The following is a 16,543-nucleotide window of genomic DNA, read 5'->3' as shown; positions in this document are numbered from 1 at the left end:
GTCGTGGCTGGGCACGACTGCCCGGCAATGACGAGCTGAGATGACCCCGTCCCGCATTCATCGCCTGTCGCTGACGCATTTCCGCAATTACCGGGCGGCGACGCTGCAGGTCGCGGGCGACATGGTGGTGCTGGTCGGGCCGAACGGCGCCGGCAAGACCAATTGCATGGAGGCGGTCTCGTTCCTGTCGCCGGGCCGCGGCCTGCGCCGCGCGACCCTGGAGGACATCGCCGATAATCACGGCGACGGCTCCTGGGCGGTCTCGGCCGAAGTCGAGGGCGCGCTCGGCCTCGCCACACTCGGCACCGGCATCGATCCGCCGACCGGCGAGGCGAGCAACAGCCGGCGCTGCCGCATCGATCGCGAACCGGTCGGGTCCGCGACCGCGTTTGGCGACCATCTGCGCATGGTGTGGCTGACGCCGGCGATGGACGGGCTGTTCATGGGCGCAGCGTCCGAACGGCGGCGCTTCTTCGACCGCCTGGTGCTGGCGATCGATTCCGAGCATTCCAGCCGGGTCTCGGCGCTGGAGCGCTCGCTGCGCTCGCGCAACCGGCTGCTCGAGGTGCGCAACTACGACGACCATTGGTGTGATGCGATCGAGCGCGAGACCGCCGAGCTTGCGGTCGCGGTCGCCGCATCGCGCGGCCAGACCGCCGCCAAGCTCGCTGCGATGCTGCGCGAGCGCGGCGCGGCGTCGGCCTTCCCGTCCGCCGAGATCATGCTCGACGGCTGGATGGAGAGCGCGCTGCTGCAGGAGCCCGCGACCGCGGTGGAGGACCGCTACCGCGAGATTCTGCGCGCCAGCCGGCCGCGCGACGCCGCCGCCGGGCGCACGCTGGACGGACCGCATCTGACCGATCTGCAGGTGATCTACGCGCCGAAGAGCATGCCGGCGCGCGACGCCTCGACCGGCGAGCAGAAGGCGCTCTTGATCGGGCTGGTGCTGGCGCATGCCACGATGGTCGCGGAGATGACCGGTATCGTGCCGCTGCTGCTGCTCGACGAGGTCGTCGCCCATCTCGACCCCAACAGGCGCAAGGCGCTGTTCGAGGAGCTCGCCAAGCTCGGCGCCCAGGTCTGGATGACCGGCGCCGACCCTGCTGCCTTCGTCGATATCGGCCCGACGGGAGAGATTTTCGACGTCGAATCCGGCCGCGCCACACGGCGCGGCTAAGCACGCGGAATCGTCTCCGAAAGGGCCTCGAATCCGCCTTCGAATCGGGCTTTTCAGAGCCTCCGGAATCGGCCTTTGAGCGCCTTGAAACAGGCCGAAAAAATCCTATTTATTCAATAGTTTGTAGACGGAGACTTTGCGCTAGGCGCAACTGCTCTTTCATGGCACAAATAGCGGAATCAGCGCCTCATTTTGTGCAGCTGATTCGGGACATCCTCGAAGGCCTCACATGACTGAACCTGCCCGGCAGACCCCTGCCGAATCTGAGCATCCCGTTCCGGCCGAATATGGTGCGGAATCGATCCGGGTGCTGAAGGGCCTTGACGCTGTCCGCAAGCGGCCCGGCATGTATATCGGCGACACCGATGACGGGTCCGGCCTGCATCACATGGTCTACGAGGTCGTCGACAACGCGATCGACGAGGCGCTGGCGGGCCATGCGAGCCGCGTCCTGGTCACCCTCAATGCCGACAATTCCGTCACCGTCTACGACGACGGCCGCGGCATTCCGGTCGACATCCACAAGGGCGAAGGCGTCTCCGCGGCCGAGGTCATCATGACCCAGCTGCACGCCGGCGGAAAGTTCGACCAGAACTCCTACAAGGTCTCCGGAGGTCTGCACGGCGTCGGCGTCTCCGTGGTCAACGCGCTGTCGAGCAAGCTGGGCCTGCGGATCTGGCGCGACGACAAGGAGCACTACATCGAATTCGCGCACGGCGATGCCGTGGCGCCGCTCAAGGTGGTCGGCGATGCACCGGGCAAACGCGGCACCGAGGTCACCTTCCTCGCCTCGCCCGGGACCTTCAAGAACATCGAATATGATTTCGCGACGCTCGAGCACCGGCTGCGCGAGCTCGCCTTCCTCAATTCCGGCGTCCACATCGTGCTGTCCGACATGCGCCACGCGGTCGAGAAGCGCGAGGAGATGTACTATTCCGGCGGCGTCGAGGAATTCGTCAAATATCTCGACCGCAACAAGAAGGCGATCGTGCCGGCGCCGATCATGGTGCGCGCGGAAGCCAACGGCATCGGCGTCGAAGCCGCGCTGTGGTGGAACGATAGCTACCACGAGAACGTGCTGTGCTTCACCAACAACATCCCGCAGCGCGACGGCGGCACCCATCTGGCCGGCTTCCGCGGCGCGCTGACGCGCCAGGTCAACGGCTATGCCGAGGCCAATGCGAAGAAGGAAAAGATCGCGCTGACCGGTGACGATTGCCGCGAAGGCCTCACCGCGGTGCTGTCGGTGAAGGTGCCCGATCCGAAGTTCTCGTCGCAGACCAAGGACAAGCTGGTGTCCTCGGAGGTTCGACCGGTGGTCGAGAACGTCCTCAACGAGGCGCTGGCAGCCTGGTTCGAAGAGAATCCGAAGGAAGCCAAGGAAATCGTCGGCAAGGTGATCCAGGCGGCCGCAGCCCGCGAGGCTGCGCGCAAGGCGCGCGAGCTGACCCGCAAGAACCCGCTCAGCGTCTCCTCGCTCCCCGGCAAGCTCGCCGACTGCCAGGAGAAGGATCCGGCGAAGTCCGAACTGTTCATCGTCGAGGGTGACTCGGCAGGCGGCAGCGCCAAGCAGGGCCGCAACCGCGAATTCCAGGCGGTGCTGCCGCTGCGCGGCAAGATCCTCAATGTCGAGCGCGTGCGCCCCGACAAGATGCTGTCGTCGGAGCAGATCGGCACGCTGATCACCGCGCTCGGCACCGGCATCAGCGACGATTTCTCGGTCGAAAAGCTGCGCTATCACAAGATCATCGTGATGACCGACGCCGACGTCGACGGCGCCCATATCCGCACGCTGCTGCTGACCTTCTTCTATCGCCAGATGCGCTCGATCATCGACGGCGGCTTTCTCTATATCGCCCAGCCGCCGCTCTATAAGGTCTCGCGCGGCAAGTCCGAGCAATATCTGAAGGACGAGCGCGCGCTCGAGGATTATCTGATCTCGACCGGGCTCGACGAATGTGTCTTCAAGCCGGCCTCCGGCGAAGACCGCTCGGGCCGTGACTTGCTGTCGCTGGTCGAAGACGCCCGGACGATCCGCTCCGTGCTGCGCAACCTGCACAGCCGCTATAACCGCGCGGTGATCGAGCAGGCCGCGATCGCGGGCGTGCTGACCCCGAAAATCACCAGCGATATCGCGACTGCCAACTCCGCGGCCGATTACATCGCCAAGCGGCTGGACGCGGTTGCCGACGAAGTCGAGCGCGGCTGGATCGGCACGTTCACGGAAGGCCAGGGCTTCCAGTTCGAGCGCACCGTGCGCGGCGTCAAGGAAGTGGCTGTGATCGACGACGCGTTTCTCGGCTCGGCCGATGCACGCAAGCTCGACGAGTATGCGACCAGGCTGCAGGAGATCTACGTGCGGGCCGGCAAGCTCCGGCGCAAGGATGCCGAGCAGACCATTCACGGCCCGATCGACCTGTTCGAGGCGGTGACGGATGCCGCCCGCAAGGGCGTCTCGCTGCAGCGCTACAAAGGTCTCGGCGAGATGAATCCGGAGCAACTGTGGGAGACCACGCTGGATACCGAGGCGCGCTCGCTGCTCCAGGTGAAGATCAAGGAGGTCGACGAGGCCGACGACATCTTCACCAAGCTGATGGGCGACGTGGTCGAGCCGCGCCGCGACTTCATCCAGGAAAATTCGCTCAGCGCCACCATCGACATCTGACGACCTGCTCCCGGCGGCCATGCGGCTTCCGACGCGATGGCTCGGCGAGAGTGACGTGTCCGTGACAAGGCGATCGGCACCGTCGCGCGGCTACCTTTCGTGTGGAAGCTGCGCCGGGAGTTGTGTTACGGTGCCGGACAGCCATTGATTCCGTTGCGGAATTTCACATGGCCAAGTTCAAATCCAAGTCTGCATCCAAGTCTGGATGATGCGTTAGGGGACATTCCGCGTGCCGCCGATCCAATACATCGTCGAAGGCGGCCGCCGCCTTTCGGGCACCATCGAGCCGTCGGGCAACAAGAACTCCGCGCTGCCGATCATTGCAGCTGCCCTGCTCACCGAGCATCCGGTCACGCTGACCAACGTGCCGCGCATTCGCGACACCGAAACGCTGGTCGAGCTGTGTCGTTCGGTCGGCGCCAGCGCCGAATGGACCGAGCGCAACACGCTGCAGATCCATGCCAAGGAGATCCGCGCCGCCGATCTCGATCCGGCGCTGTGCGCGCGCATCCGCGCCTCGATCCTGCTGGCGGGTCCGCTGCTCGCCCGCTGCGGCGAGGTCGCGTTGCCGCCGCCCGGCGGCGACGTGATCGGCCGCCGCCGGCTCGACACGCATTTTCTGGCCTTCGAGCAACTCGGCGCCACGGTCACCGCGACGCACCGTCTGGAATTCCGCGCTGCGCGCCTGAAGGGCGCTGATGTGTTCCTCGACGAGCCCAGCGTCACCGCGACGGAGAACGCGCTGGTCGCCGCCGTCGCCGCCCGCGGCACCACCTATCTGCGCAACGCGGCCTCCGAGCCGCATGTGCAGGACCTCGCCAATTTCCTGGTCGCGCTTGGCGCGAAGATCGAAGGCATCGGCACCAACACCATCGTCGTGCACGGCCAGGCGACGCTCGGCGGCACGACCTACGCGATCCAGCCCGACCATATCGAGGTCGGATCGCTGATCGGCCTTGCCGCGGTGACCCGCTCGCCGCTGCGCATCGCGCGCGCCGGCGTCGAGCATTTGCGCTCGATCCGGATGGGCTTTGAGCGGCTCGGCATCGTCTGCGGCGTCGAGGGCGACGACCTCGTCGTGCCGTCGAACCAGACCATGAAGATCCAGGATGATTTCGGCGGCCATGTGCCGAAGCTCGAGGACCAGCCCTGGCCGGCCTTCCCGGCCGACCTGATGTCGATCGCGATCGTCACCGCGACGCAGTGCGACGGCGTCATCCTGATGCACGAGAAGATGTTCGAGTCGCGGATGTTCTTCGTCGACAATTTGATCGCGATGGGCGGCCGCATCGTGCTCTGCGACCCGCATCGCGCGATCGTGGCCGGACCGAGCCGGCTGCGCGGCGCGCCGATGAACTCGCCCGACATCCGCGCCGGCATGGCGATGCTGCTCGCCGCGGTGTGCGCCAACGGCACCTCCACCATCAACAATGCCGACCAGATCGAGCGCGGCTATGAGCGGATCGACGAGCGGCTCAACGCGCTCGGCGCCAAGATCAAGCGGATACCTGCGCGATCGTAGCTCCCTGCGGCAGCTTGGCCATCCTTCCGGCCGGTTTGCCGTGCTAAGCGTGCCGTCATGACCTGCATCGACAAGATCGACCCGGCCGCGGTGCGCGCGGCCGTCGTCCCACCTCGCAAGCTGCTCACGGCCGAGCTCGCCGAAACGCTAAAGCTCGCCGTGCCGCTTGCGCTGACGCAGCTCGGGCAGATCGCGATGATGACGACCGATCTCGCCTTCATCGGCCGGCTCGGCAGCGAGAATGTCGCCGCGGCGGCGCTGGCGCACACCGTGTATTTCGTCAGCTTCACCATCGGCATGGGCATGATGTCCGCGGTCTCGCCATTGGCCGCGCAGGCGTTCGGCGCCCGCAACCCGCGCGTGATGCGGCGGGCACTCCGCGTCGGCCTGTGGGCGGGGTTCTTCATGGTGCTGCCGCTGATGGCGCTGCCGTTCCGTGGCGAGCGCATCCTGCTCGCACTCGGCCAGACCCAGGCCACCGCGCATCTGGCGCAGCAATATCTGTTCGGGCTCGCCTGGGGCATCCTGCCGGCGCTGTGGTTCATCGCGATCCGGGGCTTCATGAGCGCGGTGAACCGGCCGGAGCCGGTGCTGTGGATCACGCTCGCGGCGATCCCGGCCAATGCGCTGATGGTCTATCTTCTGCTCTACGGCAAATGGGGCATGCCTGAACTCGGCATGTTCGGCGCCGGACTTGCGACCACGATCGTCAATCTCGCCACCTTCCTCGCCGGCGTGTGGTTTGCGGCGCGGCGCCGCCCGTTCCGCAAGTATCACGTGTTCAGCCGCGTCTGGCGCATCGACTGGCCGCTGATGGGCAAGCTCGTTGCCGTCGGCGCGCCGATCTCGATCGCGTTCCTGCTGGAATACGGCCTGTTCGGCGCGGCCGGCCTGCTGATGGGGCTGATCAGCACCACGGCGCTGGCTGCGCACCAGATCGCGCTGCAGATCGCGGCGATCCTGTTCATGGTGCCGTTCGGCGTCAGCATGGCCGCCACCGTGCGGGTTGGCCAGGCGGTCGGCCGCCGCGACACCGACGCGGTGCAGCGCGCCGGCTTCGTCGCGATCGCGCTCGCCGGCGTCTTCATGAGCGTCATGACGCTCGCGGTGATCCTGGCGCGCTTCGAGATCGCGGCCCTGTTCCTTGGCGAGGCCTCCGACGCCACCGCGCAGCTCACCGCGATGCTGCTCTTGATCGGCGCGACCTTCTTCATCGCCGACGGCGTGCAGACCACCACCGCCGGCGCGCTGCGCGGCATGAACGACACCCAGGTGCCGCTGCTGTTCGCCGTCATCAGCTACTGGCTGATCGGCTTCGCGTCGGCCTCTGCGCTGGCCTTCTGGGCCGGGCTCAACGCCCCCGGTGTCTGGATCGGGCTGTCGCTCGGCACCGCGGTCTATGCGACCCTCCTGATCTTGCGTTTCCGCCTGCTGGCACGCAGACTGGTTGGATGAAGGTTGCCGCATGAAGGTCGATGAGATCACACCGAACGGAGGCTAGCGCATGACCTTGTCGGTCGACCTGTTCTTCTCGTTCCGCAGTCCCTACAGCTATCTGGCGCTGCCGAAGACGTTGAAGATGGTCGCCGACTACGATGTCGCGGTGAATTTGCGGCCGGTCTATCCGCTCGCGGTGCGCGTGCCCGGCTTCTTCAAGAAGACCAATCCGCAATTCGCCCGCTATGTCGTGCTCGATTCCAGCCGCGTCGCCAAGCATGAGAGTATCCCGTTCCGCTTTCCGCGCCCGGACCCGATCGTGCAGGACATGACGACGCTCGACGTCGCCACGCATCAGCCCTACATCCACCGCCTGACCCGGCTCGGCGCCGCGGCGCAACTCGAAGGGCGGTCGCTCGCCTTCACTGCCGCGATCAGCCGCATGCTGTGGGACGGCTCGGTGAAGGGCTGGAACGAGGGCGATCATCTGGCGCAAGCGGCCGATGCCGCCGGCTTCGATCTCGCGGCGATGGATGCGACGATCGCGGCCGATCCCGATCGCTATGAAGCGGTCATCAAGGGCAACGAGGACGCGCACGCCGCCTCCGGCCATTGGGGTGTGCCGACCTTCGTGTTCGAGAACGAGCCATTCTTCGGTCAGGACCGTATCGACCTCCTGATCTGGCGCATGGAGAGCAAGGGCCTGACGCGCCGCACGGCATAGCCGAAGTTCATGCCGCGCTCTTCTCCGACGTTTCGGCAACGATCTTTTCGGCAGCCTCTTCGTTCGTGCACCAATTGCCGTGGCAGCGCTTGAGGTCGTTCAGATTCTGCCGCATCTGGTCGAGCGAAAATCCAAGCGCGAAGAACCGCTCCATGGCATCGACCGGAAGGCCGCGGGTCAGGCCCTGGCTACGAACAGCGGCAACCTCCTCACTATAGGCATGCAGCGCGGCATCGACAGGTGCCATGTCGGCCGGACCGCTGCCGGCGCGCAGGGCGGTCGCGACCGCCACCATGTAAGTCACGATGGCATTGCTGACGTCGGCCAACGGCCGCGCCAGCCTGGCCTGGATATCGGCCGGCAGCGGCACGACGCAGGCGCGCCCGATCATCACGACGTCGTGCCGCAGCCGCTGGACCGTCCGCAGCAGCGGACCGGTGTCCGGCCCGGATGACAGATGCATGGTGCGTTCACGCTCGGCCTCGAGGCCGGTCGCGTGCAAATTGGTCACCGCGGTGCCGATGCCATCCTGGATCCGGTGCAGTGCATCGTTGTCGAGCCCGCGGGTCAGGCCGGCGAGCAATTCGGCGAATGCCGCCGAGAGCAGTTCCAGCAGCTTCGACGCATTGACCCTGATCTGGCTGACCGCGCGCGACGGCAGCACCAGGAACGAGATCACAAGGCCGGTGAGCGCGCCGACCGTGACCTCGAGCACGCGGTCGATCGCGGAGTCCAGCGGATTGGAGTGATGCATCGTCGGCAGCAGCAGCACGATCACCGCCGTCACCGTCGCCGAGTTCAGGCTGGGATTGAGCGCGGCAATGAAGGCCAGCGGCACGATCGCCAACACCAGCAGTGCCAGCAGGCTGCCCTCGCCGGAATGCGGGATCAAGACCGCGATTGCGCCGCCATAGATTGCGCCGCCGATGGTGCCGAGCATGTAGTCGCGGGTCGCCTTCAGCGAGCGGCCGACGCTCATTTGCGTGACGATCAGCGAGGTCAGCACCGCCCAGAGCGGCAGCATGAGGTTCAGCGCCAGCGCGATGACATAGGCCGCCACGCCGGCGGACGCGATCCGGATCGCCAACGCCAGCTGCGTCTTGCGGGTCCAAAGCTTGGCGAACATGCGTTTTACGAAGGTCCTCATGCACCCTGATCCGCAATCAATGGAAAGGCCCGTGTTACATGACTTGAAGTTCCAGCGACCTGAAGCATGGCTGCTGCCCGCGGCGGCAAGGTGGCTTGAAAGGCCAAACCTGCCCGCCTACCCTGCGCCGCAAAATTGAGGAAACACGATGGCCCACGAAACCGCAACGCTCGCCGCCTATGTCGCTGACCTGAAATATTCCGATATCCCGCCGGAGGTGCTGGCGCGCGCCAAGGTTTTGACGCTGGATTTCCTGGGCAGCACCATCCGCGCCCGCCGCGATGCGGAATCGACGCCGGCGCTGATGAAGATGCTGGAGGCGCTCGCGCTGGACGGCAAGGGCGAGGCCACGGTGTTCGGCGACACCAAGACCTGGACGCCGGCGGTGGCGGCGCTGCTCAACGGCGCGCTGGGCCATTCGCTCGACTTCGACGACACCCACGCCGATTCCTCGCTGCATCCGAGCGCGCCGGTGGTGCCCGCCGCCTTCGCGATCGGCGAGATGGTCGGCGCCTCCGGCCGCGACGTGCTGACCGCGATCGTTGCCGGTTATGAAGTGTGCTGCCGGCTCGGCAACGCGCTCGACCCGACCTCGCATTATGCCAAGGGTTTCCACCCGACCGCGACCGCCGGCACCTATGGTGCCGCGGCGGCGGCGGCAAAACTGTTCGGGCTGTCGAAGGAGCAGATCGTCTCCGCCTTCGGCGTCTCCGGCAGCCAGGCTGCGGGCTCGCTACAATTCCTGGTCAACGGCGCCTGGAACAAGCGCTACCAGGTCGGCGCCGCCGCGATGAACGGCGTGATCGCAGCGACCCTGGCGCGCAACGACTTCATCGGTTCGAGCGAGTCGGTCGAGGGCAAGCATGGCCTCTTGGTCGGCTATACCGATGACGCGCATCCGGACAAGGCAGTAGCCGGACTCGGCAGCACCTACGAGACCCTCAAGATCGGCGTGAAGCCGTATCCGAGCTGCCGCTATACTCATGCCGCGATCGACGCGCTGATCGCGATGCGACGCGAGCACAATCTGACGCCGGACCAGATCAGGAAGGTCGAGATCGGTCTGCACCGCAACGGCATCACGCTGACCGGCGACGCCGCCACCAAGCGCCACCCGACCTCGGTGGTCGGCGGCCAGTTCTCGATGTTCTTCACCGGTGCGATTGCGCTCGACCAGGGCCATTTCGGGTGGGACGATTACGACCGGCTCGGTGATGCGGCGATCGACGCGCTCGCCGACAAGTTCGACGTGGTGCAGGACGACCGCCTCGAGATCGGCCGCACCCATCCGTTCGGCGCCCGCGTCTCGATCACCACCGATGACGGCACCCATGAGCGCCTCTATGCCGATCCCTCCGGAGAGCCGACCTCGTTCCCCGATGCGCAGGCGATGCAGCAGAAGTTTTTGACGCTGGCCCGTCCGGTACTCGACAAGCGCGCCGACCAGCTTGCCGACGCGATCCTGACGCTGGAGCGCTTCGACCGCGTGGCGAAGGCGACGCAGTTGGGGCGGCAGTAAGCGGCGGCCGTCGTCACAGCTCAAGCCGCACACCGCACCCACCGCTGTCGTCCCGGCGAAAGCCGGGACCCATAACCACCGCATTGACTCATGAACGGGATCGCGGCCCCAGCCTCGCGCAACGATCCACATCTGGGGTAATGGGTCCTGGCTTTCGCCAGGACGACGATGGGGATGGGGCGCAATTCAAGACGTCAAACAGCGCGGTGTCATCACCCGCGAAAGCGGGTGATCCAGTATTCCAGAGAAAGCAATGCTTGAGCCGAGAGGCCGCGGCGTACTGGATCGCCCGGTCGAGCCGGGCGATGACAAGTGAGGATGAGGGCGCAGCTTCGCATGCCCCGGAATGACGGAACGCCTACTCCGCTCCATCGATGATCACGAAATCCCCGTCCGAATATCTCTGCCGGATCGCCTTGGCGGCCTGATAGTCGGGGCAGGTGTAGCATTCCATCGCGGTGGCGCGGTCCCTGAACTCGATGACGAAATTGCGCTGGCGCGTCGCGCCTTCCATCACCTCGTAGGGACCGTTGCGCACAATGAAATTGGCACCGTATCTGGCGAATACCGGCATCGCGGCGGCGAGATATTCGGGATAGCGGGCTTCATCGTGCACCGTGACGTGCACGATCCAGTAGGCTTTCGGCATGATGGTCTCCGGCTGAGCGATCTTAGAGAACGTGGCGCACCTCCTGCGAGATGCGCCACGACATCAGAAAATTCCGGAGACCGAGATTCAATTCACGATCGCGCGGGTGGTGTGTGACGTGCCGGTCAATTGCCGCCCGCGAGCCGCGCGCCGGTCGAGGTCGCCGCGACGGCATCGCGAACCAGATCGAACACACCGTCCGCGTCGGGCGGCATGTTCGGCGAGCGGCCAAGCCGCACGATGACGAGGTGCTGCGACGGCACGATGATCACATATTGCCCGATCGTGCCCTTGGCGAAGAAGGCGTCGCGCGGCCAGCCGTGCTTGACACGGAAGTTGGCGCCAAAGCTGTCGCCGAGATTGGTCCAGAAGCCGGCGCCGATGCCGACCCAGGCGTTCGGCGTCGGCGATGCGGAGTACTTGACCCAGCCTTCGGGCAGGATGCGCTTGTCGCCGGCCATGCCGTCATTGAGGTAGAGCTGGCCGAGACGCGCCCAGTCGCGCGCGCTCGCCATCATCGAGCCCGAGCCTTCCGGCGTGTCCGCAGCATCGAACTGCATCACGACATTGCGCATGCCGAGCGGATCGAACAATTCGCGGCGCGCAAACCGCATCACGTCGGCGGCGTGGCCGCCGGCTGCGTTGCGGATCAAATGCGAGAGGATGATGAAATTTCCGTCGTGATAATTCCACGCCGCGCCCGGGGCGGTCTCGAGCGGAATGCTCTCGGCGTACGCGGCCATGTCCGGCTCCATGAACTTCATCCGGTTGACCGGCTCGAGCACGGATGCCAGCGACGCCTGCAGCGAGCTGCCGAGCGCAAGGCCCGCGGTGTGGCGCAGCAGCTCGTCGACCGTGATCGCGTGGCGCGGATCCTTCGGATCCTGCCAGGCCGCGATCGGCACCGGCCGGTCGACCGTGAGCTTGCCGTCGCGCACCAGAATTCCGATCAGGGCCGCGATCACCGATTTGGTCGCGGAGAAGCCGAGCAACGGGGTGTCGATGCCGATGCCATCGGCGTAGCGCTCGGCGACGATGCGGCCGTCCTTCATGACGACGACCGCGCGGGTGCGCCGGAACGGCGGCTCCGCCGGCTCGGCAAAGGCGCGATCGAGCGCGGCCGCGAGCTGCGGGCTCTGCGGCGCGACGAGCGCGGGACCGGCGATCTCGGGCAGCAGCGCGGCCTGCGGCTTCGCAGCCGGGAACCCAATTCCGGCCAGCGTCTCGCCATGGTCGAGCGTGCAGCCGAGCCCCTCGCGATAGACCGCGTGGCTGCGGCCGAGCCCGAACAGCGTCACGGTGACGTCGCGGCGATCGAGGTCGACCTCGGTATCCATCGCCCAGGTGATCAGGCCGGCCCCCGGCATCGCATCCGTGGTCTCGGCCAGGTTTCGCCTGGGGTCGAGCCCGCTGACAAAGGTCTCCGAGCAGACGATATTCGCAACAAAGCCGGTCGCGACCCGGGGCACATCGCGGGCGCGGGCGGCGGACAGCGCCAGCGCACCGCAGGCGGTGGTGGCTATGAGAATGAAGGCGAGCTTTCGACGGGTCACGGGATCCTCCGGCATGGCGCATTGAGTGCGTGGCGGGGATCAGGCTGCAGCGGGTGGGGAAGCGCTCGCCGGAATTGGAATCGGGCTGGCCGAGGATTGCGCGAGGCTCGCCGATTCTGGAATTGTGAAGTGATTACAAGGCTCTGTAATCGCAACGCCCTTTCCCTTCTCCCCTTGCGGGAGAAGGTGCAGCGGAGCTCGCGGCAACCTGATCACGCCGCGCTCGCCTTCAGCCGCCGGTACTCGGTCGGGGTCACGCCTGTGGTCGCCTTGAAGGCGCGGTTGAAGGGGCCGAGCGACTGGAAGCCGGCGTCCATCGCGATGGTGATGACGGGGACTTCGGCCTGGGTTGGATCGGCGAGCGCGGCCTTGGCCTCCTCGATCCGGTGGTTGTTGAGGAAGACGTTGAAATTGCGGTAGCCGAGCCGCTGGTTGATCAGCCGCCGGAGACGATATTCGGGGATCTTCAACCGGGACGCCAAGGTGCCGATCGTAACGTTGTCGTGGCGATAGATGCGCTCGTCCGCCATCAGCCGCATCAGGGCATCGACCAGTCTCTGGTCCGCCGCCTCCTCGACCGCGGCGGGCTTCGTCGGCACGACGGCCTCCGCCGGCACCGTGAACAGGTCGGCGCCGTCGACGCGCATCATCGCCCAGGTGATTGCGGCCACGACGGCGGTGAGCACGGCCGCGTTCAGCAAATTGGCCCATTCCACGGTCACGCGGCTGCCGGCATAGGCGATCTGAAGCAGCGCGTTCATGCCGCCGTACAGCGCAGACGCGGCGACGATGAAGACGCGGACACGACGGCGGCGCTCGACCAGATCTGCCGACCACGATCCGATGGTCTGCGCCACCGCAAGCACAATGAAGACGAGCGAGAGCGAATTGACCATGGTGATCGCGATCTGCGCGTGTCCGGCGGGTGCGATCCACATGCAACTGACGAAACTGTAGGCCACGACCGCGGCCCAGATCAGGCCGTGCCACCAGCGCAGCACAAACGCGTCATCGAACAGTGCGCGCGTGAACAGCCAGAACACCACGATGGCGCCGGTCGAGAGCGCGATCAGTGGCGCATGCCAGTCCGAGACCGGCGGCCCGGCACCAAACGACGCGGTCACCGCATGCGCGGCCGCGCCAAGCGCGAAGGCGATCGCGAGCCGCCCGGCCAGCACCTTGCGGAAATCTGCGAACATCGAGGCCGCAAGCACCAGCAGCAGCGTCACGGTGGCGGCGCGCAGGCACAGTTCGGTCGCGGCAAAGGTCATCGGTCGGTTTGCTTCGGGCTCGAAACGGCAACGGCTCGAACATCGGCCGTCACGCCGGCTTTTTCAAGAACCATCGCGCGGCCAGCGGCTGCGCTGCGTGACCCAGATTTCGACGACATCGCCCTCGAGCTTGCCCGGGCCCTCGTTCACCGCACCGAACCGCCGCGCCACGGCCTGCGAGGCGAAATTGGCGGGATCGATGCAATGGATGATGCGGTCGACGGTGAAGTTCGCGAACACAAAGTCGATCGCGGCGCGTGCGGCTTCCACCGCATAGCCCTTGCCGCGACACTCCTTGGCGATGCCCCAGCCAACCTCGAAGCCCGGCCATTCCGGCGGACAATACGGCCCGACACGGCCGATGTAGCGGCCGGAGGATTTCTCCTCGACCGCGAACATGCCGAAGCCGTGCAGCGCCCAATGGCCGGAGATGACGGCGGCGTTGCGCCAGCCCTTCAGCTCCGAGGTGACCGGCTGATGATCCGGCGTGATGAAGCGCGCCGTCTCGGGATCGGACAGCATTTTCGTGTTGTCAGCGATGTCGGAAGCGCGCCACGGCCGCAGGATGAGACGCGCGGTCTCGATCACCGGACCATCGATCTGCAACAGCTTTGCGCCCGGCTTGATCAGAGAAACCATCACATGCTCCAGTTTCCAGGATTGTACTGCTGCCATCGAGAACAGGTGCAAGCCACAAATAAATTCGTCGTCCCTGCGAAAGCAGGGACCCATAACCACCGATATCACTTGGTGAGCAGGGCTGGGGCCGCAGCCTTCGTAACATCGGCATCGGTGGTTATGGGTCCCGGCTCGCGCTTCGCTTGGCCGGGACGACGGATAGAGAGTATGATCGCGGCAAAAGAGTATGATCCGGCAAAACTGCAAGGAGACTTTCCATGAGCTGGCAGCCCTCGACCGATCCCGAACTCGGCGATCCCAAGACCTGCGACGCGCTGGATCTGATCATCGTGCCGCGCACCCGCGATCTCGGCGACGGCTTTGCGGTGCGGCGCGCGCTGCCGCATGGCAAGCGGCAGATGGTCGGGCCCTTCATCTTCTTCGACCATTTCGGCCCGGTGCAATATCTCGCCGGCAAGGGCATGGATGTGCGGCCGCATCCGCATATCGGGCTCGCGACCGTCACCTATCTGTTCGACGGCAGCATCATGCACCGCGACAGCGAGGGCAACATCCAGGAGATCCAGCCCGGCGCCATGAACCTGATGACCGCGGGCGCCGGCATCACGCACTCCGAGCGCACCCCCGACGTGCAGCGCCGCGACGGCCAGAAGATGCTCGGGCTTCAGAGCTGGATCGCACTGCCGGCAGGCAAAGAGGAGATCGCGCCGTCGTTCCAGCATTATGGCGCCGGCGACCTGCCGATGATCTCGGAGCGCGATTTCACCGCGCGCGTCATCGCCGGCTCGGGGTTCGGCATCAGCTCGCCGGTCAGCATGGTGTCGCCGTGGTTCTACACGGAAGTCACCGCGCAGGCCGGCACCTCGGTGCCGCTCGACCCTGACCACGAGGAGCGCGCGATTTACCTCGTCGACGGCGAGGTCGAGATCGCGGGCGACCGCCACGAGGGGCCGCGGCTGCTGATCTTCCGGCCCGGCGACCGCATCACCGTGAAGACGCTGCGGCCGACCCGCATGATGTTTTTGGGCGGCGACGCGCTGGAGGGGCCGCGCCACATCTGGTGGAATTTCGTCTCATCCTCGAAGGAGCGGATCGAGCAGGCCAAACAGGACTGGAAAACCGGGCGTTTCGCGCAGGTTCCGCACGAACACGAGTTCATTCCGCTGCCGGAGTGAGCTATTTCCTGTGATAATCTTCGGCGCCCGCACGCCTCGTGCGGGCGCACGTCTTTGAACACCGCGTTGAGACCCGAGCCCGGAAAGATCACGCCAATGACCGCGATGCTATCCAGCGATTTGCCCCTGCCCCGGATCGGCCGCGGCAAAGTGCGCGATATCTACGCCGTCGGCGACGATCGCGTGCTGCTGCTCACCACCGACCGCATCTCGGCGTTCGACGTGGTGATGGCCGAAACCATTCCGATGAAGGGCGCGGTGCTGACCCAGATCAGCGCCTGGTGGTTCCGGCAGCTCGAAGGCACTGTGCCGCATCACATGATCAGCGCCGATGCCGACGAGATCATCCGCGCGGTCCCTGAACTGAAGAACCATCGTGCAGACATTCTCGGCCGCGCGATGCTGTGCAAGCGCACCACCGTGTTTCCGATCGAATGCGTGATCCGCGGCTACATCTCCGGATCGGCCTGGAAGGAATACGCGGCTGAAGGCACGCTCGCCGGTGAGAAGCTGGCGGCGGGCCTGGTGGAGAGCCAGAAGCTCGAGCCTGCGATCTTCAGCCCGGCGACCAAGGCCGAGGCCGGCCACGACGAGAACATCACGGTTAAGCGGGTGCGCGAGATCCTGGGCGACGACGTTGCCGCGACGCTGGAGAAGATGGCGCGCGACGTCTACGGCTATGGCGAACAGACCAGCCGCGCCCGCGGCATCATCATCGCCGACACCAAGTTCGAATTCGGCCGCGACAGAGACGGCGGCATCATCCTGATTGACGAGGTGATGACGCCGGATTCGTCGCGCTTCTGGGCGGTCGATGCCTACAAGCCCGGCCAGCCGCAGCCGAGCTTCGACAAGCAGCCGCTGCGCGACTATCTCGACGTCGAACGCCACGCCGGCCGCTGGAACGGCGACGCCCCGCCCCCGCCGCTGCCCGCCAGCGTGGTGGACGCGACCAGCAAGCGGTACCTCGAGGCGTACCGCCGCGTGACGGGCAGCGAGCTGACGGTCTAGCTGCTGTCCTCACGCCCCGATCTATCACCGTCACCCTGAGGTGCTCGCGGAAGC

General features: G+C 66.0%; 13 protein-coding genes. 8 read left to right on the top strand and 5 right to left on the bottom strand.

Going from position 1 to position 16,543, the window contains the following annotated elements; genetic code table 11:
• Window positions 1-40: 40 nt before the first annotated feature.
• The 5 genes from recF to BraRD5C2_RS22910 all read left to right on the top strand — a co-directional run bounded on the left by recF (window position 41) and on the right by BraRD5C2_RS22910 (window position 7,525).
• Window positions 41-1,177: a DNA replication/repair protein RecF gene (recF, locus tag BraRD5C2_RS22930; RefSeq protein ID WP_223971704.1), complete on the top strand. Its 1,137-nt coding sequence runs from the start codon at window positions 41-43 to the stop codon at window positions 1,175-1,177.
• Window positions 1,178-1,406: 229 nt separating this feature from the next.
• A complete protein-coding gene (gyrB, locus tag BraRD5C2_RS22925; RefSeq protein ID WP_223971701.1) occupies window positions 1,407-3,842 on the top strand; it encodes a DNA topoisomerase (ATP-hydrolyzing) subunit B in 2,436 nt (811 codons plus the stop codon).
• A gap of 229 nt (window positions 3,843-4,071) precedes the next feature.
• Window positions 4,072-5,364 (top strand): UDP-N-acetylglucosamine 1-carboxyvinyltransferase, encoded by a 1,293-nt coding sequence (gene murA, locus BraRD5C2_RS22920; protein ID WP_223971699.1) that lies wholly within the window; start codon window positions 4,072-4,074, stop codon window positions 5,362-5,364.
• A gap of 57 nt (window positions 5,365-5,421) precedes the next feature.
• Window positions 5,422-6,819, top strand: coding sequence for an MATE family efflux transporter (locus tag BraRD5C2_RS22915; protein WP_223971697.1), 1,398 nt, complete (start codon window positions 5,422-5,424; stop codon window positions 6,817-6,819).
• A gap of 49 nt (window positions 6,820-6,868) precedes the next feature.
• The gene (locus BraRD5C2_RS22910) at window positions 6,869-7,525 is read left to right on the top strand and encodes a 2-hydroxychromene-2-carboxylate isomerase (protein WP_223971695.1); all 657 of its coding nucleotides are present in this window, start codon (window positions 6,869-6,871) and stop codon (window positions 7,523-7,525) included.
• 7 nt (window positions 7,526-7,532) lie between these two features.
• On the opposite strand, the gene BraRD5C2_RS22905 is transcribed toward BraRD5C2_RS22910, so the two are convergent.
• Complete coding sequence (locus tag BraRD5C2_RS22905; RefSeq protein ID WP_223971694.1) at window positions 7,533-8,672, bottom strand: FUSC family protein; 1,140 nt, start codon at window positions 8,670-8,672, stop codon at window positions 7,533-7,535.
• A 148-nt stretch (window positions 8,673-8,820) separates the two neighbouring features.
• Here BraRD5C2_RS22905 and BraRD5C2_RS22900 point away from each other — a divergent pair, with 148 nt between their 5' ends.
• Window positions 8,821-10,191: an MmgE/PrpD family protein gene (locus tag BraRD5C2_RS22900; RefSeq protein WP_223971692.1), complete on the top strand. Its 1,371-nt coding sequence runs from the start codon at window positions 8,821-8,823 to the stop codon at window positions 10,189-10,191.
• 358 nt (window positions 10,192-10,549) lie between these two features.
• Here the strand turns inward: BraRD5C2_RS22900 and BraRD5C2_RS22895 are convergent, their stop codons facing one another.
• The 4 genes from BraRD5C2_RS22895 to BraRD5C2_RS22880 form a co-directional block, all read right to left on the bottom strand.
• A complete protein-coding gene (locus BraRD5C2_RS22895) occupies window positions 10,550-10,840 on the bottom strand; it encodes a DUF1330 domain-containing protein (RefSeq protein ID WP_223971689.1) in 291 nt (96 codons plus the stop codon).
• A gap of 125 nt (window positions 10,841-10,965) precedes the next feature.
• The gene (locus BraRD5C2_RS22890; protein ID WP_223971686.1) at window positions 10,966-12,393 is read right to left on the bottom strand and encodes a serine hydrolase domain-containing protein; all 1,428 of its coding nucleotides are present in this window, start codon (window positions 12,391-12,393) and stop codon (window positions 10,966-10,968) included.
• A gap of 212 nt (window positions 12,394-12,605) precedes the next feature.
• Window positions 12,606-13,664, bottom strand: a complete 1,059-nt coding sequence (locus BraRD5C2_RS22885) for a helix-turn-helix domain-containing protein (RefSeq protein ID WP_223971683.1) — start codon at window positions 13,662-13,664, stop codon at window positions 12,606-12,608.
• Between the two features lie 63 nt (window positions 13,665-13,727).
• On the bottom strand, window positions 13,728-14,303 hold the full coding sequence (locus tag BraRD5C2_RS22880) for a GNAT family N-acetyltransferase (RefSeq protein ID WP_223971679.1): 576 nt from the start codon (window positions 14,301-14,303) through the stop codon (window positions 13,728-13,730).
• A gap of 257 nt (window positions 14,304-14,560) precedes the next feature.
• On the opposite strand from BraRD5C2_RS22880, the gene BraRD5C2_RS22875 reads away from it, so the two are divergent.
• On the top strand, window positions 14,561-15,478 hold the full coding sequence (locus tag BraRD5C2_RS22875) for a pirin family protein (protein ID WP_223971677.1): 918 nt from the start codon (window positions 14,561-14,563) through the stop codon (window positions 15,476-15,478).
• 96 nt (window positions 15,479-15,574) lie between these two features.
• Window positions 15,575-16,489 (top strand): phosphoribosylaminoimidazolesuccinocarboxamide synthase, encoded by a 915-nt coding sequence (locus BraRD5C2_RS22870; protein WP_223971675.1) that lies wholly within the window; start codon window positions 15,575-15,577, stop codon window positions 16,487-16,489.
• Window positions 16,490-16,543: the final 54 nt, after the last annotated feature.

Source organism: Bradyrhizobium sp. RD5-C2 (assembly GCF_019972155.1).
Lineage (GTDB): Bacteria > Pseudomonadota > Alphaproteobacteria > Rhizobiales > Xanthobacteraceae > Bradyrhizobium.
The sequence above is the reverse complement of the archived record's forward strand: the minus strand, read 5'-3'. Positions and strand labels throughout refer to the sequence as shown.

Bases quoted from the DNA above. Each gene is read 5' to 3' on its own strand.
- BraRD5C2_RS22880 (WP_223971679.1), bottom strand. From the start codon at position 14,303: ATGGTTTCTCTGATCAAGCCGGGCGCAAAGCTGTTGCAGATCGATGGT.
- BraRD5C2_RS22895 (WP_223971689.1), bottom strand. From the start codon at position 10,840: ATGCCGAAAGCCTACTGGATCGTGCACGTCACGGTGCACGATGAAGCC.
- BraRD5C2_RS22875 (WP_223971677.1), top strand. From the start codon at position 14,561: ATGAGCTGGCAGCCCTCGACCGATCCCGAACTCGGCGATCCCAAGACC.
- BraRD5C2_RS22900 (WP_223971692.1), top strand. From the start codon at position 8,821: ATGGCCCACGAAACCGCAACGCTCGCCGCCTATGTCGCTGACCTGAAA.
- BraRD5C2_RS22910 (WP_223971695.1), top strand. From the start codon at position 6,869: ATGACCTTGTCGGTCGACCTGTTCTTCTCGTTCCGCAGTCCCTACAGC.
- BraRD5C2_RS22915 (WP_223971697.1), top strand. From the start codon at position 5,422: ATGACCTGCATCGACAAGATCGACCCGGCCGCGGTGCGCGCGGCCGTC.
- BraRD5C2_RS22870 (WP_223971675.1), top strand. From the start codon at position 15,575: ATGACCGCGATGCTATCCAGCGATTTGCCCCTGCCCCGGATCGGCCGC.
- BraRD5C2_RS22905 (WP_223971694.1), bottom strand. From the start codon at position 8,672: ATGAGGACCTTCGTAAAACGCATGTTCGCCAAGCTTTGGACCCGCAAG.
- gyrB (WP_223971701.1), top strand. From the start codon at position 1,407: ATGACTGAACCTGCCCGGCAGACCCCTGCCGAATCTGAGCATCCCGTT.
- recF (WP_223971704.1), top strand. From the start codon at position 41: ATGACCCCGTCCCGCATTCATCGCCTGTCGCTGACGCATTTCCGCAAT.
- BraRD5C2_RS22885 (WP_223971683.1), bottom strand. From the start codon at position 13,664: ATGACCTTTGCCGCGACCGAACTGTGCCTGCGCGCCGCCACCGTGACG.